Below are 21,607 nucleotides of genomic sequence, written 5' to 3' on the forward strand. Positions count from 1 at the left end.
ACCATGCCGCTGGCTGCGCCCTGCAGCCGCATTCCCGACGCCATTGCAAGGACCGCTTGATGACCTCTTCCCCCCCTGCCAAAACCTACCGCATCGCCCTCATCGCCGGAGATGGCATTGGCAAGGAGGTGATGCCCGAAGGCCTGCGCGTGGTGTTGGCCGCCGCAGAACGCTTTGGCATCACCCTCGAAACCACCACCATCGACTGGGCCAGCTGCGACTATTACGCCGCCCACGGAAAAATGATGCCCGACGACTGGAAGGCGCAACTGTCGGGCATGGACGCCATCTTCTTCGGCGCCGTCGGCTGGCCCGCCACCGTGCCCGACCATGTGTCCCTCTGGGGTTCGCTGCTCAAGTTCCGCCGCGAGTTCGACCAGTACATCAACCTGCGCCCTGTGCGCTTGTTTGAGGGCGTGCCCTGCCCCCTGGCCGGTCGCAAGCCCGGCGACATCGACTACTACGTGGTGCGCGAGAACACCGAGGGCGAATACACCTCGCTGGGTGGCGTGATGTACGAGGGCACCGACCGCGAGATCGTGATCCAGGAGTCGGTCTACTCCCGCCACGGCGCCAACCGCCTCTTGAAGTTCGCCTTCGACCTGGCCCAAAGCCGCACCAAAAAGCACGTCACCCTGGCCACCAAGAGCAACGGCATCGCCATCAGCATGCCCTGGTGGGACAAGCGGGCCGACGAAGTCGCCAAGGACTACCCCGGCATCACGCTGGACAAGCAGCACATCGACATCCTCACCGCCCGCTTCGTACTGCAGCCCGGGCGCTTTGACGTGGTGGCCGCCACCAACCTGTTTGGCGACATCCTGAGCGACCTGGGCCCGGCCACCACCGGCACCATCGGCCTGGCCCCCTCGGCCAACCTCAACCCCGAGCGCAACTTCCCCAGCCTGTTCGAGCCGGTGCACGGCTCGGCGCCCGACATCTACGGCAAGAACATCGCCAACCCGATAGCGATGATCTGGTCGGGTGCGCTGATGCTGGACTTCCTTACGCAGGGCCAGGGCGCAGGACGGCAGGCGCATGACGCCATCGTCACGGCCATCGAAGAGGTCATCAAAAGCGGTCCGCGCACGCCCGATCTGGGCGGCACGGCCAACACCACGCAGGTGGGCGAGGCGATTGCGGCACGGGTGGCGGGGCACTGAGCCACGGCCCCGGCCCAACGCTCCTATTTCAATAGCTTAAAAGGCATACCTATCGCGCGGCAAAGGCCTTTTTTGCTTGAAACCACAGGCTAAGTGGCAATGTCCTCGTGCAGGCAGAGGTAGTTGCCCTCGGTGTCCTTGAACCATGCGGCCTTCTCGGCGCCCAGCACACACACATGGTTCACGGTCTTGAGGCCGGGGAAGTCGTAGTCCTCGAACACCACCTGGGCGCGTTTCAGCGCCTCGATGGTGGCGGCGATGTCGGCCACCTGAAAGCTGATGGCCGTGTGGTCGGCCTTGGTGCCTTCCGGCTTGGGGAACAGCGCCAGCGTGCTGCCCCCTACGGCATAGACAAACTTGCCATCAGGCCGGAAGCCACCGGGCCTCAGGCCCAGGCAGCCCTCGTAGAAGGCACGGGCGCGGTCCATGTCCATCACGGGCAGCATGGTGGTTACAGAGGAATCGGACAACATACCAGGTCCTTTCGCTCAATCCGGCCCGACATGCAGCAGGGGTGACATGCAGCCTTCCTGGCGGTGCGCCAGGGCCCGGTCCAGGCCGTCCGACCGGTCTGGCAGTGTAGGCCGATCCCCGGCGCCACGCCACTGCGCACTGCCTCCTCCACGCTCCCAAACTGCCTCAGCCCCCCTGGGGCGGCACCCTGAAGTTGTCGGTGATGCGCTGCTCGGCCCGGGCCAGGGCAGCGCCCAGCCTCCGCAGCCAACGCCAGCCCAGGCGTTGCACCCGGCGCGGCCAGCGGCCGGCACGGGCCGGGCGCCGTGGCAGTGCACCCGGGGGCTGGCGGGCAAGGGCGTGGCGGGCGGTGTCTTCGGGGTCCAGACGGGTGGGATGCAACATGGCCCCGATGCTCGCGGCGGGGCTAACATCTGTAAAGTTGAATTCATTGAAGCCTGAAGTCAGGAAATCTGATGCGTAACCTCAACCTCGACCAGCTGCAGACCCTGATCGCCATTGCCGACCTGGGCACCTTTGCGGCCGCCGCGCAGGCGCTGCACCTGGCGCCGCCCACCGTGAGCATGCACATCAAGGAACTGGAATCGCGCCTGGGCGCCGAGCTGGTGGTGCGGGGGCGGCGGCAGGCCGACCTCACCCCCGCAGGCGAAGTGCTGGTGCGCGAAGGCCGCCAGCTGCTGTTGGCCAGTGATGACCTGGTGGAGCGCGTGCGGCGCCACGCATCCGGCCGCGAAGGCATGGTGCGGGTGGGCGTGTCGGCGGGCGTCAGCACCCGGCTGCTGCCGCGCATGCTGGAGGCGCTGGCGGCGCGCAGCCCGGGGGTGGAAATCCGCCTGGAGGCCGTGGGCTCGGCCGAGTCGATGCAGCGGCTCAAGGCGGGTACGCTGGACATCGCGATCGTCGCCAGCCCCCAGCCGCCACTGGCCGAGGTGCGGCAGACCCCGTGGCGCAACGACCCCATGGTGGCCCTGCTGCCCGTCGCGTGGGATGCCCCCGACCGCATCAGCCCCGACTGGCTGGCCAGCCGCCGCTGGGCGTCGTTCGCGCCCGCCACGCAGATGCACGGGTTGATAGCCAACTGGTTTGGCCAGGCGGGCCACCACCCGCGCCCGTTTCTGGCGCTGAGCTACCCCGGCGCCCTCAAAAGCCTGGCCGTGGCCAGCCAGTGCGCGGCCTTGCTGCCCATGGAAGAAGTGGAAGACCTGCAGGGCACGCCCGGCGTGCAGATCCGCCCCCTGCAGCCGCCGCTGATGCGCCCTATGGCCGTGGCGCACCGGCACCAGCCAGCACCGTCACCTGCAGTGGCGGGCGTGCTGGAGTTGCTGGTGGACTTTGCGGATGAAAGCGCAGGAACCCACAGCGCGGGGGCCGAATAGCGCTCCAAAACTCCTGCAGTCACCCCGGCCCAGACACCAGCGCGCGGGCCACCTCCCGCAGGCACTCGGCCAGATGCTCCGTCACCGGCGTCAAGCGCTGGCCCCGCAGCGTGATGAGCCCCACCGGGGGCAAGTCCACCGCCACGGGCAGCCGCAGCACGGACACCATGCCCTGCTGCGCAAAATGCCGTGCCACCGTGCGCGCCATGAAGGCCACGGCGCCGCGCTGCTGCAAGAAGGTGACCTGCGCCAAAAAAGAGGCCGACTCGATGATGTCGGCCGGTGGAAGCAGCCCATGGGCAAAAAACTGCTGCTCCAGCTTGACCCGCAGCGAGGCCCAGGGCGGCGGCAGCACACAAGGCTGCACTGCCACATCGGCCCAGCGCACGGCACGCCGGCGGGCCAGGGCATGGGCGGGGTGCACCACGGCCACCATGGGGTCTTCGTAGAGCGCCTCGGTTTCCAGGTCTGGCGAGGCATAGCCGGGCTCCAGACGGCCCACAAACAGGTCCAGCTCGCCCAGGCGCAGCTTGGGCAGCAGGCGGGTCAGGTCGCCCTCGTCAATCAGCACGGTGGTGCGTGCAGACCGGGCCTTGAGCCGCTCCACCGCCTTCGCCAGCAACACGGGGGTCGCCACCACCATGGCACCCACGCTGGTGCGGCCCATGGCGCCACTGGCCTCGGCTGCAATCTCGTCGCGCGTACGGTCAAAACCCGCCAGCACCGAGCGCGCAAACCGCACCACGCTGGCGCCTGCCGCCGTGGGCTCGGTGCCCCGGGTGGAGCGCTCGAACAGCGGCAGGCCGAACATGTTTTCGATCTCGGCCAAGGTTTTGGACACCGCAGGCTGCGTGACCGACAAAAACTCGGCCGCGCGCCCCAGGTGGCGAAACTGGTCCAGCGCCACCAGCATCTGCAGGTGGCGCAGTTTGAGGTTGCTGCGCAGCACGCGGTCGATTTGGGCCATGGTGAATCGGCGAATCGGTGAAAGGGAAGGCTGTGGTCGGGACACCCTGCTCGGGGGGGCTGATTCATAACCTCCAGGCAATGAAGAGAGTCTATATTTTCATTGGATTGTTATGCAATGAGTTCGAACAATGGCGGCTGGTCCGATTTCAACAACAGGAGACAAGCATGCAGACCCCACGCAATGGACGGCGCCAGTTCGTCCTCGGCGCGCTCGGCGCAGCCGCCATCACCGCCACCCCCGCCCGCCTGCTGGCACAGAACTGGCCCGACAAGCCCATCACCTTCATCTGCCCCTGGCCTGCAGGCGGCACGGCCGACCAGTCGATGCGTGCGCTGTGCACCGTGGCCGGGCGCGTGCTGGGCCAGAGCATTGCGGTGGAGAACAAGGTGGGCGCCTCCGGCATGATCGGCGCCAAGGCACTGGCATCGGCCAAGTCTGACGGCTACACCGTGGGGCAAATCCCCATCTCCGTCACCCGCTTTTCGCAGCTGGGCACGCTGCAGGCCGACCCGCGCAAGGACTTCACGTACATCGCCCGCACCTCGGGCCAGACCTTTGGCATTGCGGTGCCTGCCGCGTCCCCGTTCAAGACGCTCAAGGACTTTGTGGACTTTGCCAAGGCCAACCCCGGCAAAGTGACCTATGCCCACGCAGGCGTGGGCGGCGCCACCCACGTGGGCATGGAGGAGTTTGCGATGGCCGCAGGCATCCAGCTCAACCATGTGCCCTACAAGGGCGGTGCCGAGGCGCTGCAGGGTGTGCTGGGCGGGCATGTGGATGCGCTGGCCGACAGCAGCTCGTGGGCGCCCCATGTCGAGGCGGGCAAGCTGCGCCTGCTGGCCACCTGGGGTGAGCAGCGCACCACGCGCTTCAAGGACACACCGACCCTCAAGGAGCTGGGCTACAACGTGGTGGTCGATGCGCCCAACGGCATCGGCGCGCCCAAGGGCCTGGACCCGGCGGTGTTGGCCAAGCTGCGCGATGCCTTCCGCCAGGCCGTGGCGAGCCCCGAGTTCAAGGCCGTGGCCGACAAGCTCGATGCACCCGTGCTGTACCTGGACGGGCCGGACTACGAAAAATACGTGAACACGGTCTACCAGAAGGAAACCGTGCTGATCGACAAGCTCAAGCTGCGCGAGCTGATGAAGAGCTGAGCGACCGAAGGCAGAGCATCCCGCAGGCTCTGCCGTAGCCGGGCAGGCCCCTTCAAAATCACCCCAAAAACCCCGAGAACCCCATGTCCCGCACCGATACCCCCCTGCTGCACCTGCACCCCAACGACAACGTGCTGGTCGCCAAGACCGTCCTGGCCTTGGGGCAAGAGATTGCGGAACTGGGCGTGCGCACCCGCGCCCAGGTGCCCGCCGGGCACAAGATTGCCGCGCGCCGCATTGCAGCGGGCGAGCAGGTCAAAAAATACGACACCGTGATCGGCGTGGCCACGCGCGACCTGGAGCCCGGCGACTATGTGCACAGCCACAACCTGCAACTGGTGGACTACTACCGCGACCCGGCCTTTGGCACCGATGTGCGGCCCGTGGATTACGTGCCCGAGGCCGAACGCGCCACCTTTGAAGGCTATGTGCGTGCCGATGGGCAGGTGGGCACGCGCAACTTCATCGGCATCCTGTCGTCGGTGAACTGCTCGGCCACCGTGATCAAGAACATTGCCGCGCACTTCACCCCCGAGCGGCTGGCCGCCTACCCCAACGTGGACGGCGTGGTCGCGTTTGCGCAGACCAGCGGCTGCGGCATGTCGTCGCCCAGCGAGCACTTTGATGTGCTGCGCCGCACGCTGGCAGGCTATGCGCGCCACCCCAACCTGGCGGGCGTGCTCATCGTGGGCCTGGGCTGCGAGCGCAACCAGGTCGATGGGCTGGTCGAATCCCAGGGCCTGCAAACCGGCCCGCAACTGCACACCATGGTGATGCAGGACGTGGGCGGCACCCGCGCCACGATTGCCGCGGGCATTGCCGCCATTGAATCCATGCTGCCCGCCGCCAACGCGGCACGCCGCAGCACCGTGCCCGCCAGCCACCTCAAGATCGGGCTGGAGTGCGGTGGCTCGGACGGCTTCTCGGGCATCACGGCCAACCCCGCGCTGGGCGCGGCCATGGACATTCTGGTGCGCCACGGCGGCACCGCCATCCTGAGCGAGACGCCCGAAATCCACGGCGTGGAATTCATGCTCACCCGCCGCGCCATCAGCCCCGAAGTCGGCCAGAAGCTGCTGGACCGCCTGGCCTGGTGGGAGCGCTACACCGCAGGCCAGAACGCCCAGTTCAACGGCGTGGTGGGCCACGGCAACCAGGCGGGCGGGCTGGCCAACATCTTTGAAAAATCGCTGGGCAGCGCCATGAAAGGCGGCACCACGCCCCTGCGTGCGGTGTACGAATACGCCGAGCCCATCACCGAGCACGGCTTTGTGTTCATGGACTCTCCCGGCTACGACCCTGTGGCCTCTACCGGCCAGATCGCCAGCGGCGCGCAGCTCATCTGCTTCACCACCGGGCGCGGCTCCATGTTTGGCAGCAAGCCCGCGCCCACCATCAAGCTGGCCAGCAACACACCCATGTTCACCCGGCTGGAGGAAGACATGGACATCAACTGCGGCGTGGTGATTGACGGCGAATGCACCGTGCCGGAGCTGGGGCAGCGCATCTTTGACCAGATCCTGCGCCATGCCAGCGGCGATCAAACCAAGAGCGAATTGCTGGGCCTGGGCGACCATGAGTTTGTGCCGTGGCACATGGGGATTGTGAGTTGACGCCACACCCGTGCACTATCAAAAACATAGCTGCATGCGCTTGATCAACAGGCGCTAGGACCCTCTTTTTATTCAAACCCATGCCAACCCCACTTTCCCTCACCCGCACCGACCTCATCCGCAACGCCAACTTCATCGGCGGCCAGTGGGCAGCGTTCTCTGGTCCTCGTCTGGGTGTGACCGACCCCGCCACTGGCGCCGTCATCACTGCGGTGCCCGACTCCGGCGCGGCAGAGGCCGTAGCCGCCCTGGACGCAGCCCACGCTGCTTTCGCCACCTGGCGCAAAGTCCCCGCCAAGCAGCGCGCCGCCATCATCAAGCGCTGGAACGACCTGGTGCTGGCACACCAGGACGACCTGGGCACCTTGATCTCGCTGGAGCAAGGCAAGCCCCTGGCCGAAGGCAGGGGCGAGGTGGCCTATGCCGCCAGCTACATCGAGTGGTTTGGCGAAGAGGCCACACGCATAAATGGCGAGATCATTCCCGCCCCGGTGCCCGGTCGGCGTATGTTTGCGCTCAAGGAGCCCATGGGCGTGGTCGCTGCCATCACGCCCTGGAACTTCCCCGCCGCGATGATCGCCCGCAAGATCGCCCCGGCCCTGGCCGCAGGCTGCACCGTGGTGTGCAAACCTGCGGAAGATACGCCGCTGACGTCTTTGGCTTTGGTGCAACTGGCCCATGAAGCGGGTGTGCCTGCGGGTGTTTTGAACATCGTCACCGCCTCGCGCCAGAACACCCCCGCCGTGGTGGACGTGTGGCTGGATGACAGCCGGGTGCGCAAGATCACCTTCACCGGCTCCACCCCCGTGGGCAAGCACTTGGCGCGGCGCAGTGCCGACACGCTCAAGAAGCTGTCTTTGGAGCTGGGCGGCAATGCACCCTTCATTGTGTTTGACGATGCCGATCTGGATGCCGCCGTGGACGGCCTGATGGCCGCCAAGTTCCGTAACGGTGGCCAGACCTGTGTCTGCCCCAACCGGGTGTTTGTGCACCGCAGCGTGTTTGACAGCTTTGCGGCCAAGCTGGCAGCCAGGGTGGCCGCGCTCCAAGTCGGCCCGGCCAGTGACCCCACTTCGCAGATCGGTCCCATGATCAATGACCGGGCGGTCGAGAAGATCGAACGCCACGTCAACGATGCCGTGGCCAAAGGGGCCAAGGTGCTCACCGGCGGCCAGCGCCTGCCCCACCTGGGGCCCAACTACTACGCGCCCACAGTGCTCAGCGGGGCCGACGCCAGCATGGCCTGTGCCTGCGAAGAAACCTTTGGCCCCGTGGCGCCGCTGACGGTGTTTGACGACGAGGCCGAGGTGATTGCAGCGGCCAACGACACGCCCTTCGGGCTGGCGGGGTACTTCTACAGCCAGAACGTTAAGCGCATCTGGCGCGTGGCCGATCTGCTCGAAACCGGCATCGTCGGCATCAATGAAGGCGCTATTGCGGCTGAAGCTGCGCCGTTTGGGGGGGTCAAGGAGTCGGGCTATGGGCGCGAGGGATCGACCCATGGGCTGGACGACTACCTGCACACCAAGTACGTGTGCCAGGGGCAGCTGGATTGAGGGGGCGCCCGCTGCACCCCAGTGACAGAACACCCCGCCCGAACACTCCTCTGAAACCCCTTCACACCGGAAACACCATGCCAGCCCACAACCCCTTCAAAACCGCCCTGGCCGAGCGCCGCCCGCAAATTGGCCTGTGGCTGTCGATGGCCGACCCCTACCTGGCCGAAGCCGCTGCCACCACGGGCTACGACTGGCTGCTGATTGACGGCGAGCATGCCCCCAACGACCTGCGCAGCACCCTGGGCGCACTGCAGGCCGTGGCTTCGCACCCCGCGCACCCCATCGTGCGGCTGGTGGAGGGCAGCACTGCACTCATCAAGCAGATGCTGGACATTGGCGCCAAGACCCTGCTGGTGCCCATGGTGGACACCGCCGAGCAAGCGTGCGGCATCGTGGCCGCCACGCAGTACCCGCCGCTGGGCATTCGCGGCGTGGGCAGCGCGGTGGGGCGCTCGTCGCTGTGGAGCAGCCGCAGCGACTACCTGTCCATCGCCGACGACGAGGTCTGCCTGCTGGTGCAGGCCGAAACCGTGACCGCTTTGGGGAACCTGGAAACCATCTGCGCGGTGGACGGCGTGCACGGCGTGTTCATCGGCCCGGCCGACCTGGCTGCATCGATGGGCCACCGGGGCAACCCCGGCCACCCCGAGGTGCAAGCCGCCATCGAAGGTGCCATGAAAACCATCATCGCCAGCGGCAAGGCGGCCGGCACCCTCACGTCTGACCCCGTGCTGGCCCAGCGCTACCTCGACCTGGGCTGCACCTTTGTGGCGGTGGGTGTGGATGTGTTGATGTTTGCCAACGCAGCGCGCAAGCTGCGCGGGCAGTTTGCCGGGGCCGCCCCAGCGGCAGCACCGGCCAAGTCCAGCGCGGCGTATTGAAGAGCCGGGTGGGTTGCACAGCCTCTCAATTCGAGGAAAAACAGGCCCTGCCGCCCTTACAGCAAGCGCAACCAGCTATCAAAATAGGAGCGATCAACGGCCAGTGCTGCACCCTTGGCTCCGCATCAGTGGCTTGCCCTCACAAAAAAAGGCTCCTGGAACCCAGGAGCCTTTTTTTGCGCGGGGCAGGAGCACCCGTATCAGCTGCCCGCCACCTTCATGCGGTTGACCAGGATGGAGCCCACCGTCTTGGCACCGTAGTTGTAGGCATCGGCGCCCACGGCCTCAATGCCTTTGAGCATGTCTTTCAGGTTGCCCGCGATGGTGATCTCGTGCACGGGGAAGGCGATCTTGCCGTTCTCCACCCAGAACCCGCTCGCGCCGCGCGAGTAGTCGCCTGTCACGTAGTTCACGCCCTGACCCATCAGCTCCACCACAAACAGGCCCGTGCCCAGCTTTTGCAGCATGGCATCCAGGTTGTCGCTGGCTTGCGTGAGGCGCGAAGTCATCACCAGGTTGTGCGAGCCCCCGGCGTTGCCCGTGGTCTTCATGCCCAGCTTGCGGGCCGAGTAGCTCGACAAGAAATAGCCTTCCACCCGGCCGCCCTTGACCACCTTGCGCGGCGCCACGCGCACGCCTTCTTCGTCAAACGGCGAGCTGCCCTTGCCGCCCAGAATGAACGGGTCTTCGAGGATGTCGATGTGCTTGGGGAAGACCATCTTGCCGAGCGAGTCGAGCAAGAAGCTGCTCTTGCGGTAGAGCGAGCCGCCGCTCACCGCCTGCACAAACCCGCCCAGCAGGCCTGCGGCCAGGGTCGATTCGAACAGCACAGGGCACTGCGTGGTGGGAATCTTGCGGCTGCCCAGGCGGCTCAGGGCGCGCTGCGCGGCGTAGCGGCCCACGGCCTCGGGCGAGGCCAGGTCGGCCGCGTTGCGCATGGAGCTGTACCAGGCGTCGCGCTGCATCTCGCCGTTTTTGCCGGGCAGCGATGCGATGGGTGCCACCGAGAAGCTGTGGCGCGAGCTGGCGTAGCCACCGCGAAAACCGCGCGTGTGGGCGCTGAAGAAATGGCTTTGCTGGGCCGACACGCCCGCGCCTTCGCTGTTGGTGATGCGGCGGTGGGTCTTGAGCGCGGCGGCCTCGCAGGCCTTGGCCATCTCGGCGGCTTCTTCGCTGGTGACGGCCCAGGGGTGGAAGAGTTGCAGGTCGCGGTGCGTGTCTGCGGGCGCGATGTCATCGGCGTCCGGCAGGCCGGCCACCGGGTCTTCGGCCGTGAAGCGGGCGATATCGTAGGCCGCTTGCACGGTCTGCTCAATGGCCTTGGTAGAAAAGTCCGACGTGCTGGCATTGCCCCGGCGGTGGCCGAGGTAGACCGTCACGCCCAGCGACTTGTCGCGGTTGCGCTCCACGTTCTCCAGCTCGCCCTTGCGCACGCTGACCGACAGGCCGCAGCCTTCGGACGCCTCGGCGCCCGCGTCGGTGGCGCCCAGCTTCTTGGCATGCGCCAGGGCGCGGTCCACCAGCTCTTCAAAAAACGGGCGGCTGTAGCTGAAGCCGCTGTCAGGGGTGCGGGAGGTGGCAGCTGCGGGCGCAGCAGCCAGCGCGCCAGGGGTGCGCGGGGCGCGTTTGGAGGGTTTATTCATAGCGGCAGCTATGATACTTGCCGCTGTGGCGCGCTCTGCGCCACTTGTTTTTTGCCCCCACCCCATGTCACGCAAACCCAAAAAAGGCTACTTTGTGAAGGGCCATTTTGTTGCCGAAGGCAGCGAACTGGACATTCAGCTCAAGGCCGAACTCAAAGGCACGCCCGATGCCAGCCGCACCGATCTCAAGCGCGAGAGCGATGAACTGCAAGACCTGGGCAAGGAGTTGCTGACCCTGCGCGCCGACCTGTTCGACGCCGTGGGCCTGCCCGACAAGCTGGCAGACGCCCTGGCCGAAGCCCGGCGCATCACCAACTTTGAAGGCAAGCGCCGCCAGATGCAGTACGTGGGCAAGCTCATGCGCAAGCTGGATCCCGAACTGGTGGACGCTGCCCGCCAGGCGCTGGAAGAGCAGCGCAAGGGCTCGGCCACCGAAAAGCTGCAACTGCACCTGGCCGAACAATGGCGCGACCGCCTGATTGCCGACGACGACACGCTGGCCGCCTGGATGGCCGAGCACCCCACCACCGACACCCAGCAGCTGCGCGCGCTGATCCGCCAGGCGCGCAAGGATGCGCAGCCCGCAGGTAAAGAGGCCAATGTCCAGGTCTCGCAAGGCCTGGCACCCCGCAAGGGCCGCGCCTACCGCGAGCTGTTCCAGCTGGTGCGCGAGCACCTGGGCGGCACCGGCACGGCAGAGTCCAGCGACGTGAACGAAGACGAGGACGGCAGCGATGAGTGAGCCCCTACACGACCCGGTGAAGATCGGCATCGTCTCCATCAGCGACCGTGCGAGCACCGGCGTCTATGAAGACAAGGGCCTGCCTGCGCTGCAGGACTGGCTCACACGCGCTCTGCACAACCCCATCACCTTCGAGCCGCGCCTGATCCCTGACGAACAGGCGGGCATCAGCGCCGCGCTCGTCGAGCTGGTGGACGCTGGTTGTGCCTTGGTACTGACCACCGGCGGCACCGGCCCCGCGCTGCGCGACGTGACGCCCGAGGCCACGCTGGCCGTGGCGCACAAGGAGATGCCGGGCTTTGGCGAGCAGATGCGCCAGATCAGCCTGAAGTTCGTACCCACCGCCATCCTCTCGCGGCAGGTGGCGGTGATCCGGGGGAACAGCCTCATCATCAACCTGCCCGGCCAGCCCAAGGCAATTGCCGAAACGCTGGAGGGGCTCAAAGATGCCGACGGACAACAGATCGTGCCGGGCATCTTTGCCGCCGTGCCGTACTGCATCGACCTGATCGGCGGGCCGTACCTGGAGACACGAGACACGGTCTGCAAGGCGTTCCGGCCCAAGTCGGCCATTCGCGCGCCGCGCACCGCCTGATCAGCACTTCCTCAAAGCAAAAATAGCTGCCACCGCCTGTCCATCAAGCGCTAGCAGCTATCTTTTTTGGAGCAACACTGCGCCAGGCAGGGCCGGGCGGCCTACTTGCCCACCAGCTCGTTGAGCTTGCCCGCCTCGAACTGCTCCTTGATCGCGGCATCACAAGGCACACAGTCCTTGTTCTGGGCATTGGCCGATAGCTTCTCGATCGCCTGCCACAAGAGCGCAATCTGGTGCTCTTGCGACGATGCGTTGTCGATCAGGCCGCGCATGGCCTGCGAGAGCGGGTCGTCTTCCTGTGTGATGCCATAGGCCGTGAACTTGCGCGCCTGCTGGGGTTCGGTCACGTCGGCGCTCTGGCCCGCCTTGGACGGGATGATGCGCGCGGGGATGCCCACGGCCGTGGCGCCTGCGGGCACGGGTTTGATGACCACGGCGTTGGAGCCGATCTTGGCGCCGTCGCCCACCTCAAACCCGCCCAGCACCTTGGCGCCCGCGCTCACCACCACGTCCTTGCCCAGCGTGGGGTGGCGCTTGGCGCCCTTGTAAAGCGAGGTGCCACCCAGGGTCACACCCTGGTAGATGGTGCAGCCATCGCCAATCTCGGCGGTCTCGCCCACCACCACGCCCATGGCGTGGTCGAAGAACACGCGCTCGCCAATCTTGGCGCCGGGGTGGATCTCGATGCCGGTGAACCAGCGCGCGAAGTGCGAGATGAAACGCCCCAGCCATTTCAGGCCGTGGTGCCAGCACCAGTGCGCGGGGCGATGCAGCCAGATCGCGTGCAGGCCCGGATAACAGGTGATCACCTCCCACGTACTGCGCGCGGCAGGATCGCGGTCGAGGATGCACTGGATATCGGAACGCAGGCGAGCGAGCATCGGTTGTTATGGTTATTTGTAAATGGACTGCACAGTCTATCGTTTCGCCTGCGCCGTCTCGATCATGGCTTTGGCGACACCTCTCAAGATGTGGATTTCCTCAGGGCTCAACTGCGCGCGGTTGAAAAGCTGGTTAAGGCGGGGCATGAGCTTCTTGGGCGCGGCGGGGTCCAGAAAACCGATGGATGTGAGCGCCTGCTCCCAGTGGCCCAGCATGCCCGCGACCTGCGCCGCATCGGCCAGCGCGCGGGGCGGCGTCGCGTCCTGCACCGCAAAGCCGCCCAGCGCCTGGCGCCATTCGTAGGCAATCACCTGGATGGCCGCGCCCAGGTTGAGCGAGCCAAAGCCGGGGTTGGTGGGAATGGAAAGCGCCACATGGCAGCGGTAGACATCCTCGTTGGTCATGCCAAACCGCTCGGAGCCAAACAGGAAAGCCACGCCCGCCTGGCGGGCTGGTTCGGGCTCGGGCGCCTCTGGATTGGAAGCTTTTTCGGCCTCTTGCGCGCATCCATATTGCCTTGATAGCTCCTGATTCAATAGCATTTCAAAGTGGGCACGCGGCGCGGCCGTGGGCGGGCCAAAGTCACGCGGCGTCATGGCCGTGGCGCACAGGTGGCTGATGCCGTCCAGGGCCTCATCCAGCGTGTCCACGATGCGCGCGTTGTTCAGCACATCCAGGGCGCCGCTGGCGCGCTGGATGGTTTCCTCGCGCCGCAGCACGTTGGCCCAGCGCGGGGCGACCAGCACCAGGTCGTCAAACCCCATGGTTTTCATGGCGCGGGCAGCGGCGCCCACATTGCCGGCGTGGCTGGTGTTGATCAGGACAAAACGGGTCTTCATGGACGGGCGTGGCGAGAGGGGAAAAGCGGCCGGTTAGGCAAAAAAGGGCTCTGCGGGTAAAATCCCGCCCTCTATTGTCGCCGCCCGCATCGCCGGGACGGGCCTGACCTCCCCGCTCATCCTGTACGCAGACGCCCGCGCCACCCCGGCCGCGCGCTGCCAACCACCACAATTTATGTCGTCTACTCTGCACCCCATGCTCAACGTGGCCATCAAGGCTGCACGCGCCGCCGGCGCCATCATCAACCGCGCGGCCCTGGACGTGGAATCGGTGCGGATCTCGCAAAAGCAGATCAACGACTTTGTGACCGAGGTGGACCACGCCTCCGAAAAGATCATCATCGAGACGCTGCTGACGGCCTACCCCGGCCACGGCATCCTGGCTGAAGAGTCGGGCAAGGAATACGGCGCCAGGGATTCGGAATTTGTCTGGATCATCGACCCGCTGGACGGCACCACCAACTTCATCCACGGCTTCCCCGTGTACTGCATCAGCATCGCGCTGGCCGTCAAGGGCAAGGTCGAGCAGGCCGTGGTGTACGACCCCACCCGCAACGACCTGTTCACCGCCACCAAGGGCCGCGGCGCCTACCTGAACGAGCGCCGCATCCGCGTGAGCAAGCGCACCCAGCTCAAGGACTGCCTGATCTCCACGGGCTTCCCCTTCCGCCCAGGCGACAACTTCAAGAGCTACCTGAACATGATGGCCGACGTGATGCAGCGCACCGCCGGCCTGCGCCGCCCCGGCGCCGCCGCGCTGGACCTGGCCTATGTGGCTGCGGGCTTCACCGATGGTTTCTTTGAAACCGGCCTGTCGATCTGGGACGTGGCCGCAGGTTCGCTGCTGGTGACCGAGGCCGGTGGCCTGGTGGGCAACTTCACGGGCGAGGCCGACTTCCTGGAGCAGCGCGAGTGCCTGGCGGGCAACCCCCGCGTGTACGGCCAGCTGGTGCCCATCCTTGGCAAGTACAGCAAGTTTGCAAGCGCTGGCGACAAGGCGGCTGTGCGCCAGGCGGCTGCGGCCGATGCACCTGAAACCGACAGCACCCCGGAGGCAGAAAGCGCTGCGGACGCAGCCGAATCGGCGGCTCCCCAGGCCGACACCGCCAAGGGCGAAGACGCGCCGTTCTAAATCCATCCACCGCGCACAGCGGTGAAGCCGACGCACGATGACCCCTGGTGAGGTCTGGTAGCTGGACCGTGCAGCGGGCGAGACGCACACCAGTGCAGCCGTGCAAGGGCCGCCCCGCCGCACTGGCTGCGTCCCCCTTCCCGAATTGCGCAGCCATTCGAGAGAAGGGGGAAGCGACGAAGTCGCTCAGGGGGTTGTCTGCTACACCGGGTCAGGGTACTTCTGCGCAATGCTGCGGAAGTCTTCCGCAATGTCCACAAACGCATCGACCATGTCGGGGTCAAAGTGGGTGCCCTTGCCCCGCACGATGGTGCTGCAGGCCTGATCGTGTGAAAACGCGGGTTTGTACACGCGCTTGCTGATGAGTGCGTCGTACACGTCGGCCACGGCCATCAGGCGGGCCGACACCGGGATCGCATCGCCCGCCAGCCCCTGCGGGTAGCCCGTGCCATCCCACTTTTCCTGGTGGCTGTAGGCGATCTCCTTGGACACGCTCAAAAACGCCACGCGCATGCCCAGGCGCCGCTCGGCCTCCTCAATCGCGTTGCGACCCAGCGTGGTGTGGGTCTTCATCACCTCGAATTCTTCCACCGTGAGCTTGCCCGGCTTGAGCAGGATGCTGTCGGGGATGCCGATCTTGCCGATGTCGTGCAGCGGGGCCGACTTGTAGAGCAGCTCGATCATGCGATCGTTGAGCACATGCTCGAAACGCGGGTGGTGGCGCAGGCGCTCGGCCAGCGTTTTCATGTAGAGCTGGGTGCGGCGGATGTGGTTGCCGGTCTCGTTGTCGCGCGTTTCGGCCAGGGATGTCATGGCCATGATGGTCACGTCCTGGATGGCCTGCACCTCCAGCGTGCGCATGGCGACCTCGCGCTCCAGATAGGAGCTTTTGTCGCGCAGAAAATCGGCCGTGGCCTTGAGGGCCAGGTGCGTGTTGACGCGGGCCAGCAGGATGGGCGGGCTGATAGGCTTGGTGATGTAGTCCACCGCGCCCAGTGCCAAGCCCATACGTTCGTCGTCGGGGTCGGAGCGGGCGGTGAGAAAGATCACCGGAATGTCGCGTGTCGATGGCGAAGCCTTCAGGCGCCGGCAGACTTCGTAGCCATCCACCTCGGGCATCATGATGTCCAGCAGGATCAGGTCGGGTGGCGTGCCCGACTGGGCGATCTTGATGGCCTTCTCACCATGGTTGGCCACCTTCACCAGGTAATGCTCGCGCAGCAAGCTGCCCATCAGGGTGAGGTTCTCGGGCGTGTCATCCACCACCAGCACCGTGGCGTTCGGCTTGTCAACGAATGTCGCCTGGGTGGCGGCAAAGGGCGCATTGTCCATGGGTGTCCTGCGTGTAGTGCCGTGGGGTCGTGCCGTTCAGTTCAGGAGAGCGGGGCCGCCAGGGATTCAGGCCCCGGCACAGCCGCCATGGCCTCCAGGGCCTGCTCGAAATCAAAGTTCAGGGTGTGCATCTCGACGGTCTTGAAGACATTCCCCAAGGCCGCGCCGAGTATCTTGCCATTGTGTTGGAAAAATTCTGTGGCTGCAGGGTCATCCTGCTCCAGCAGGTGGCGCAGGCGCTGCAAAGCCTCCGCCGCGATCTCGCCACCCGACCCCGGCACGGACGGTGCGGGCTCCACAGCCACCACCGACTCCGCCAGCCACGCCTGCAATCCCGCGAGCAGCGGCACCAGGGCCGCGCGCAACTCGGCCAGCACGTGGACGATGGCCTCGTTGCCATGGCGAAACCGCAGCGCATGCTCAAGGGCCTGGGCGCACTCGGACACCTGGGGGGCGCCAATGTTGGCCGCCACGGACCGCAGCGTGTGGGCCAGGCGCTCGGCCACGCTCAGGTTGTTGGCGGCCAGGGCCTGCTGCAGCTCGGCCATCACCGGCGCCTGACCTTCGGCAAACCGGCGCAGCAGCTCGGTATAGAGCCCGGGCTTGCCCAGGGCGCGCTGCAGGCCCAGGCCCGTGTCCAGACCCGCCACGGTCGGCAGCGGTACGGCAGGGGCGGGGGCCTCGGGCTTGCGCGCCAGCGGCTGCGGGGCGACGTCTTCACCCGTGCGCCCGGGCAGCACGCCAGCCCTGGAAGCGACTGCCCCCAACCCTGCGCGGGGCCGTATCCAGCGGCCCAGGGCGGCCCACAGGGCCGCAGGCTCTATAGGCTTGGCGACATGGTCGTTCATGCCCGCCGCAAAGCAGCGCTGGCGGTCGGCCTCCATCGCGTTCGCTGTCATGGCAATGATGGGCAACTGCGCGTACCGGGGGTTGCCGCGCAAAGCCCGGGTGGCAGTTTCGCCGTCCATGACGGGCATCTGCATGTCCATCAGCACGGCGTCGTAGTGTTTGCGCTCGATGCGGTCGATGGCAATCTGGCCGTTTTCGGCCACGTCCACCGCAAACCCGGCATCCAGCAGCAGCTCCATCGCCACCATCTGGTTGAGTTCGTTGTCTTCCACCAGCAGCACCTGGGCGCCCCGGATCTCCAGCGGGAGCTCGTCAGCCGCCGGTGCGGCAGACACCGTGCGGCGCGCGGTGGCCGTGGAATGCTCCATGGGCTGCATGAGGGTATCGAACAGCACCGAGGCGTTGACGGGCTTGATGAGCACGGTCTCGATGCCCTGGGCCCGAGCGGCACGCATCACGTCTTCGCGGCCATAGGCGGTGACCATCAGCATCTGGGGCACCTTGGCCATGCCCAGGCTGCGGATGTGGCCCGCCAGTTCCACGCCATCCATGCCCGGCATGTGCCAATCCAGCAGCAGCAGGCCAAACGGCCGGTGCTGGGCCATGGATTCGCGCAGCCGGTCCAGAGCCTCCAGGCCGGAATGCGCCTGCTCCACCTCAAACCCCATGGCCTGCAGCATGTCGGACAGCACCGTGGCCGCCGTGTGGTTATCGTCCACCACCAGCACCCGGCTGCCGCGCAGGTCGGGAGGCGGCAGCAGCACCCGGGCCGGTGCGCCACGTTCCAGCGGCACCGCCACCCAGAAGGTGGACCCTTTGCCAAACCGGCTCTCGACCCCGACCTCGCCGCCCATGAGTTCGGCCAGGCTCTTGCAGATCGCCAGGCCCAGCCCCGTGCCGCCATAACGGCGCGTGGTGGAGGTGTCGGCCTGCTGGAAGCTCTGGAACAGGCGCCCCATCTGCTCTTCGGTCAGGCCGATGCCGGTGTCGCGTACTTCAAAACGCAGGCGCACCTGCTGGCCCGCCGACGCCAGCAGCCGCACGGCGATGCTGATCTCGCCCGATTCGGTGAACTTGATGGCGTTGTTGGCGAAGTTGATGAGGATCTGCCCCAGGCGCAGCGCATCGCCCACCAGGTTGGGGGGCACGTCGCCGGCCACATCGCAGACCAGCTCCAGCCCTTTGGCACCGGCCTTGTAGCCCACCACGTCGGACACACTCTCCAGCATGCGGTCGAGCAAGAACGGCTGGCGCTCCACCACCAGCTTGCCTGCCTCGATCTTCGAAAAATCCAGGATGTCGTTGATGACCCCCAGCAGGTGCTGGCCCGCCTGCTGGATCTTGCTCACGTAGTCGTGCTGGCGCGGGCTCAGGCCCGACTTGAGCGCCAGGTGCGACATGCCGATGATCGCGTTCATCGGCGTGCGGATCTCGTGGCTCATGTTGGCCAGGAAGTTGGACTTGAGTGCGGTGGACTCCTCGGCCAGTTCCTTGGCGCGGCGCAGCTCCTGCTCGGCACGCTGGCGGTCGGTGATGTCCACAAACGTGCCGATAGTGCCCCCTGGCGTTCCATCGGCGCGCCGGAACCCGTGCAGCCAGAAGAGCGTGTGGTGCATCTCGCCATCGGCATACGGCAGGTCCACCTCGCGGTGCACCGATTGCTCGCCCGCCAGGACCAGCGCGTTGTCGCGCTCGAACAGCACGCGGGAGGCGTGGGGCAGAAACTCCAGGTCCATCACCGTCTTGCCCACCAGGGACTCGCGGGTGACGCCAAAAGCCTGCTCGTACGCGCGGTTGACGCCCACATAGCGCCCATCGGCCCCCTTGTAGAAAAGGGGCACGGGGATGGCATCGATCAGGGCCTGCTGGAAATCCAGCTGCCCCGCCACCTGTTCTTCCAGCAGCTTCTGGTCGTGGATGTCCACATTGACGCCCACCACCCGCACCGGCCGCCCCTGGGCATCGCGGAAGATGCGCGCCGCCTCCAGGAACCAGCGCACGTCGCCATCGGGGCGCACAACGCGCCAGGAATCGCGCAGGTGGTCTTCAGCACCAGCCAGGCAGCTGTCGAAGTAGGCGCGGGCCTGTGCCCGGTCATCGGGGTGCAGGCAGCTGAGCCAGAAATCGCGGCCATCGGGCTGTGTGCCGGGGGGCAGGCCCATCATCTGCGCCAGCTTGTCGGACCACAGGATCTCGCCGGTGAGCAGGTTCAGGTCGAAGACACCGATCTTGCCCGCCTCCTGGGCCAGCTCCAGGCGCTCCTTGGCCTGCTGAATGGCCAGCTCGGCCCGCCGCTGGTCGCTCACGTCCTCGATCACCCAGATGGAGGCTGTGCCGTACTCATCCATCTTGAGGCTGCGCCCCGCCAGCCGCGCTTCGAAGCGGCTGCCGTCCAGACGGAACAGGGTGGCCGTCTCGCGCAGCGCCTGGCCCGAAGCCAGGCTGGGCGCCACGCGGGCAGTGAACAGGTCCGAGTGGCCCGGGCCACCAAACAGCACCGACACACCGAGCCCCAGCAGTTGCGAGGCCGTGCCGCCCATGAGTTCGACAAACGCCGGGTTGAACTGGCGGAAATGCCCATCACACACCAGCACGATGGGCGGGGCGTTGTCAAAAATGGCCGTCTGCTGCTCCAGCAGCTCGTTGAGCAGACGCTCGCGCCGCTCCAGTTCCTTCTGGGCCTCGATGCGCTCGGACACATCCTCGTGCAGGCCCACGATGCCGATGCGCCGCCCCCGCCCGTCAAACACGGGCGACAGCGTGGCCTCGTCGTGGTAGGTGCTGCCGTCCTTGCGCCGGTTCACAAAATGGCCCTGCCACGACTGCCCCGACAGCAGCGTGGACCACATGACCTGGTAGGTCTGCGCCGGGGTCTGCCCGCTGGACACCAGCGATGGTTTTTTGCCACGCACTTCCTCCAGCGTGTAGCCGGTGTTGCGCTCGAACTGCGGGTTGACCCAGTCGATGAGGCCCTCGCCGTCGGTGATGACCACCGACACCGGGCTACTCTCCAGTGCCGCGCCCAGCACGCGGAAGCGCTCCAGGGCCGTGGCCACGCGCGCACGGCTGCGCCGCAGGTCGAGCAGCAACAGGCCCAGCAGGCTCAGCACCACAAACGCAGCAGCGCCCACCTGCACCCGCTGGGTGGCCGTCATCAGGGCGCTGACGTCGTCGAGCATCACCAGCTGCCATTGCCCCCCCGGGTCATTCCAGCTGATGGCGCGGTGGGCCACGGCATAGGCCACGCCGTTGAGCACCACCTCGCCCGCATCGGCGGCAAACGGGAGCGCCGACGCCACGCCGTTTTCAAAAAACTGCCCGAACTGGCCCGAGGCGCGCAGCGCGTCAATGCGCGCCTGGGTTAGCGGCGGAGCCACGGCAAACTGCCACTCGGGGCGTGTGGAGGAAAATGCCGCCCCCTGTGGCGAGAGCAGCACCATGGGTACCCCCGTCCGCTTGAGCAGCAGGTCCACCGGCTCAAAACCCTGCTTGAACATCACCACCCCGATGATGGAGCCCGTTGGTGTATCGCCGTCGTACAGCGGCGCCGCGTAGTACAGGCCACGCTCCTGGGTATTGGACCCCACGGCGGCGTACACACTGACCGCACCCTGGATGGCTTGCTGGAAATACGGCCGGAACGCCAGGTTGAGCCCCGTGGAGCGGGTCCCCGGCGTCTCGTGTGCCACCACCGTCCCATCCGCCGAGATCACATACACGCCGTTGACCAGAAACCGCCCGCGCGCCACGGCCAGCCGCGCCAGCGCATCGGGGTTGTCCGGGGGCAGGTTGCCCAGGGCCATCTCCTTGAGCAGGGGTTCGCTCAGCCCCAGCAACGACACAGCGCCCAGCATGGACCCACCCGTGGTCTGGCTCACCAGGGCATCGGCCGTCTGCTGCAGCAGGCGCGAGCGCTCGGCCGCACGCTCGGTGCCGCGCCAATGCAGCGCCCCCTGCACCACCAGCACGGCCCCCAACAAGGCGGCCACCAGCACCAGAACAAGTCCGCGTATTCCCGGGGCCTCGCGGTCCAGCACTTTGTCAAAGAACATGCCTACGCCTTCTCCCACACCGCGCCGCAGCGCCCTGCGGTGCCAAGGCCAGCCACCGCCCGGGCGCCGTCAACTGGCGGGGTGCAGGTACGCATCGATTTCCCCCACCGGCCCCGGCCGTCCAAACAGATACCCCTGGAACCCCTCACACCCGTGCAGCCTCAGAAAGCCCAACTGCCCCGTCGTCTCCACCCCCTCTGCCACCACCTCCAGGTCCAGGCTCTTGGCCAGCGCCAGGATGGTCCGCACAATCGCCGCGTCGTTCGGGTCCGCCAGCACGTCCCGCACGAAGCTCTGGTCGATCTTCACCTGGTCCAGTGGCAAACGCTTGAGGTAGCTCAGGCTGGAGTA

Annotated in this window: 18 protein-coding genes; 9 read left to right on the plus strand and 9 right to left on the minus strand. The window is 66.5% G+C overall.

Annotated features, from left to right (window positions below; translation table 11 throughout):
* Window positions 1-59 precede the first annotated feature (59 nt).
* On the plus strand, window positions 60-1,163 hold the full coding sequence (locus AvAM_RS25230) for a tartrate dehydrogenase (RefSeq protein ID WP_137749649.1): 1,104 nt from the start codon (window positions 60-62) through the stop codon (window positions 1,161-1,163).
* An 89-nt stretch (window positions 1,164-1,252) separates the two neighbouring features.
* On the opposite strand, the gene AvAM_RS25235 is transcribed toward AvAM_RS25230, so the two are convergent.
* Both AvAM_RS25235 and AvAM_RS25240 read right to left on the minus strand, forming a co-directional pair.
* On the minus strand, window positions 1,253-1,636 hold the full coding sequence (locus AvAM_RS25235) for a VOC family protein (protein ID WP_137749650.1): 384 nt from the start codon (window positions 1,634-1,636) through the stop codon (window positions 1,253-1,255).
* Between the two features lie 166 nt (window positions 1,637-1,802).
* A complete protein-coding gene (locus AvAM_RS25240; RefSeq protein WP_137749651.1) occupies window positions 1,803-2,021 on the minus strand; it encodes a hypothetical protein in 219 nt (72 codons plus the stop codon).
* Window positions 2,022-2,092: 71 nt separating this feature from the next.
* Between AvAM_RS25240 and AvAM_RS25245 the strand changes: the two genes are divergently transcribed.
* A complete protein-coding gene (locus AvAM_RS25245) occupies window positions 2,093-3,013 on the plus strand; it encodes a LysR family transcriptional regulator (protein WP_137749652.1) in 921 nt (306 codons plus the stop codon).
* 19 nt (window positions 3,014-3,032) lie between these two features.
* Here AvAM_RS25245 and AvAM_RS25250 read toward each other — a convergent pair whose 3' ends face one another.
* Window positions 3,033-3,980 (minus strand): LysR substrate-binding domain-containing protein, encoded by a 948-nt coding sequence (locus AvAM_RS25250; RefSeq protein ID WP_137749653.1) that lies wholly within the window; start codon window positions 3,978-3,980, stop codon window positions 3,033-3,035.
* A 167-nt stretch (window positions 3,981-4,147) separates the two neighbouring features.
* On the opposite strand from AvAM_RS25250, the gene AvAM_RS25255 reads away from it, so the two are divergent.
* The 4 genes from AvAM_RS25255 (at window position 4,148) to AvAM_RS25270 (ending at window position 9,190) form a co-directional block, all read left to right on the plus strand.
* Window positions 4,148-5,137: a tripartite tricarboxylate transporter substrate binding protein gene (locus AvAM_RS25255; RefSeq protein WP_137749654.1), complete on the plus strand. Its 990-nt coding sequence runs from the start codon at window positions 4,148-4,150 to the stop codon at window positions 5,135-5,137.
* 83 nt (window positions 5,138-5,220) lie between these two features.
* Entirely contained in the window at window positions 5,221-6,750 is a 1,530-nt protein-coding gene (locus AvAM_RS25260; RefSeq protein WP_137749655.1) for a UxaA family hydrolase, read from the plus strand.
* A gap of 80 nt (window positions 6,751-6,830) precedes the next feature.
* Entirely contained in the window at window positions 6,831-8,306 is a 1,476-nt protein-coding gene (locus AvAM_RS25265; protein ID WP_137749656.1) for an NAD-dependent succinate-semialdehyde dehydrogenase, read from the plus strand.
* 77 nt (window positions 8,307-8,383) lie between these two features.
* Window positions 8,384-9,190 (plus strand): aldolase/citrate lyase family protein, encoded by an 807-nt coding sequence (locus tag AvAM_RS25270; protein ID WP_137749657.1) that lies wholly within the window; start codon window positions 8,384-8,386, stop codon window positions 9,188-9,190.
* Window positions 9,191-9,390: 200 nt separating this feature from the next.
* Here AvAM_RS25270 and pmbA read toward each other — a convergent pair whose 3' ends face one another.
* A complete protein-coding gene (gene pmbA / locus AvAM_RS25275) occupies window positions 9,391-10,833 on the minus strand; it encodes a metalloprotease PmbA (protein WP_137749658.1) in 1,443 nt (480 codons plus the stop codon).
* A 64-nt stretch (window positions 10,834-10,897) separates the two neighbouring features.
* Between pmbA and yjgA the strand changes: the two genes are divergently transcribed.
* Both yjgA and mog read left to right on the plus strand, forming a co-directional pair.
* A complete protein-coding gene (gene yjgA / locus AvAM_RS25280) occupies window positions 10,898-11,575 on the plus strand; it encodes a ribosome biogenesis factor YjgA (protein WP_137749659.1) in 678 nt (225 codons plus the stop codon).
* Window positions 11,568-12,170: a molybdopterin adenylyltransferase gene (gene mog / locus AvAM_RS25285; protein WP_137749660.1), complete on the plus strand. Its 603-nt coding sequence runs from the start codon at window positions 11,568-11,570 to the stop codon at window positions 12,168-12,170. The genes yjgA and mog overlap by 8 nt, the downstream gene beginning before the upstream one ends.
* Window positions 12,171-12,271: 101 nt before the next feature.
* On the opposite strand, the gene cysE is transcribed toward mog, so the two are convergent.
* Together cysE and AvAM_RS25295 are read right to left on the minus strand one after the other, a co-directional pair.
* The gene (gene cysE / locus AvAM_RS25290; RefSeq protein WP_137749661.1) at window positions 12,272-13,051 is read right to left on the minus strand and encodes a serine O-acetyltransferase; all 780 of its coding nucleotides are present in this window, start codon (window positions 13,049-13,051) and stop codon (window positions 12,272-12,274) included.
* A gap of 36 nt (window positions 13,052-13,087) precedes the next feature.
* Entirely contained in the window at window positions 13,088-13,891 is an 804-nt protein-coding gene (locus AvAM_RS25295) for an RNA methyltransferase (RefSeq protein ID WP_137749662.1), read from the minus strand.
* Window positions 13,892-14,066: 175 nt separating this feature from the next.
* On the opposite strand from AvAM_RS25295, the gene AvAM_RS25300 reads away from it, so the two are divergent.
* Window positions 14,067-15,023 carry an inositol monophosphatase family protein gene (locus AvAM_RS25300; protein ID WP_137749663.1) on the plus strand — a complete coding sequence of 319 codons (957 nt, stop codon included), beginning with the start codon at window positions 14,067-14,069 and terminating at the stop codon, window positions 15,021-15,023.
* Between the two features lie 201 nt (window positions 15,024-15,224).
* On the opposite strand, the gene AvAM_RS25310 is transcribed toward AvAM_RS25300, so the two are convergent.
* The 3 genes from AvAM_RS25310 to AvAM_RS25320 form a co-directional block, all read right to left on the minus strand.
* Window positions 15,225-16,355 carry a two-component system response regulator gene (locus AvAM_RS25310; RefSeq protein ID WP_137749665.1) on the minus strand — a complete coding sequence of 377 codons (1,131 nt, stop codon included), beginning with the start codon at window positions 16,353-16,355 and terminating at the stop codon, window positions 15,225-15,227.
* 41 nt (window positions 16,356-16,396) lie between these two features.
* Window positions 16,397-21,256, minus strand: a complete 4,860-nt coding sequence (locus AvAM_RS25315) for a PAS domain S-box protein (protein WP_137749666.1) — start codon at window positions 21,254-21,256, stop codon at window positions 16,397-16,399.
* Between the two features lie 69 nt (window positions 21,257-21,325).
* A partial coding sequence (locus AvAM_RS25320; RefSeq protein ID WP_137749667.1) for an EAL domain-containing protein occupies window positions 21,326-21,607 on the minus strand: 282 nt, incomplete at its 5' end.

This window comes from Acidovorax sp. NB1, assembly GCF_005405905.1.
Lineage (GTDB): Bacteria > Pseudomonadota > Gammaproteobacteria > Burkholderiales > Burkholderiaceae_C > Acidovorax.

Coding starts and splice junctions, on each gene's coding strand:
- AvAM_RS25230 (WP_137749649.1), top strand. CDS start 60: ATGACCTCTTCCCCCCCTGCCAAAACCTACCGCATCGCCCTCATCGCC.
- AvAM_RS25235 (WP_137749650.1), bottom strand. CDS start 1,636: ATGTTGTCCGATTCCTCTGTAACCACCATGCTGCCCGTGATGGACATG.
- AvAM_RS25240 (WP_137749651.1), bottom strand. CDS start 2,021: ATGTTGCATCCCACCCGTCTGGACCCCGAAGACACCGCCCGCCACGCC.
- AvAM_RS25245 (WP_137749652.1), top strand. CDS start 2,093: ATGCGTAACCTCAACCTCGACCAGCTGCAGACCCTGATCGCCATTGCC.
- AvAM_RS25250 (WP_137749653.1), bottom strand. CDS start 3,980: ATGGCCCAAATCGACCGCGTGCTGCGCAGCAACCTCAAACTGCGCCAC.
- AvAM_RS25255 (WP_137749654.1), top strand. CDS start 4,148: ATGCAGACCCCACGCAATGGACGGCGCCAGTTCGTCCTCGGCGCGCTC.
- AvAM_RS25260 (WP_137749655.1), top strand. CDS start 5,221: ATGTCCCGCACCGATACCCCCCTGCTGCACCTGCACCCCAACGACAAC.
- AvAM_RS25265 (WP_137749656.1), top strand. CDS start 6,831: ATGCCAACCCCACTTTCCCTCACCCGCACCGACCTCATCCGCAACGCC.
- AvAM_RS25270 (WP_137749657.1), top strand. CDS start 8,384: ATGCCAGCCCACAACCCCTTCAAAACCGCCCTGGCCGAGCGCCGCCCG.
- pmbA (WP_137749658.1), bottom strand. CDS start 10,833: ATGAATAAACCCTCCAAACGCGCCCCGCGCACCCCTGGCGCGCTGGCT.
- yjgA (WP_137749659.1), top strand. CDS start 10,898: ATGTCACGCAAACCCAAAAAAGGCTACTTTGTGAAGGGCCATTTTGTT.
- mog (WP_137749660.1), top strand. CDS start 11,568: ATGAGTGAGCCCCTACACGACCCGGTGAAGATCGGCATCGTCTCCATC.
- cysE (WP_137749661.1), bottom strand. CDS start 13,051: ATGCTCGCTCGCCTGCGTTCCGATATCCAGTGCATCCTCGACCGCGAT.
- AvAM_RS25295 (WP_137749662.1), bottom strand. CDS start 13,891: ATGAAGACCCGTTTTGTCCTGATCAACACCAGCCACGCCGGCAATGTG.
- AvAM_RS25300 (WP_137749663.1), top strand. CDS start 14,067: ATGTCGTCTACTCTGCACCCCATGCTCAACGTGGCCATCAAGGCTGCA.
- AvAM_RS25310 (WP_137749665.1), bottom strand. CDS start 16,355: ATGGACAATGCGCCCTTTGCCGCCACCCAGGCGACATTCGTTGACAAG.
- AvAM_RS25315 (WP_137749666.1), bottom strand. CDS start 21,256: ATGTTCTTTGACAAAGTGCTGGACCGCGAGGCCCCGGGAATACGCGGA.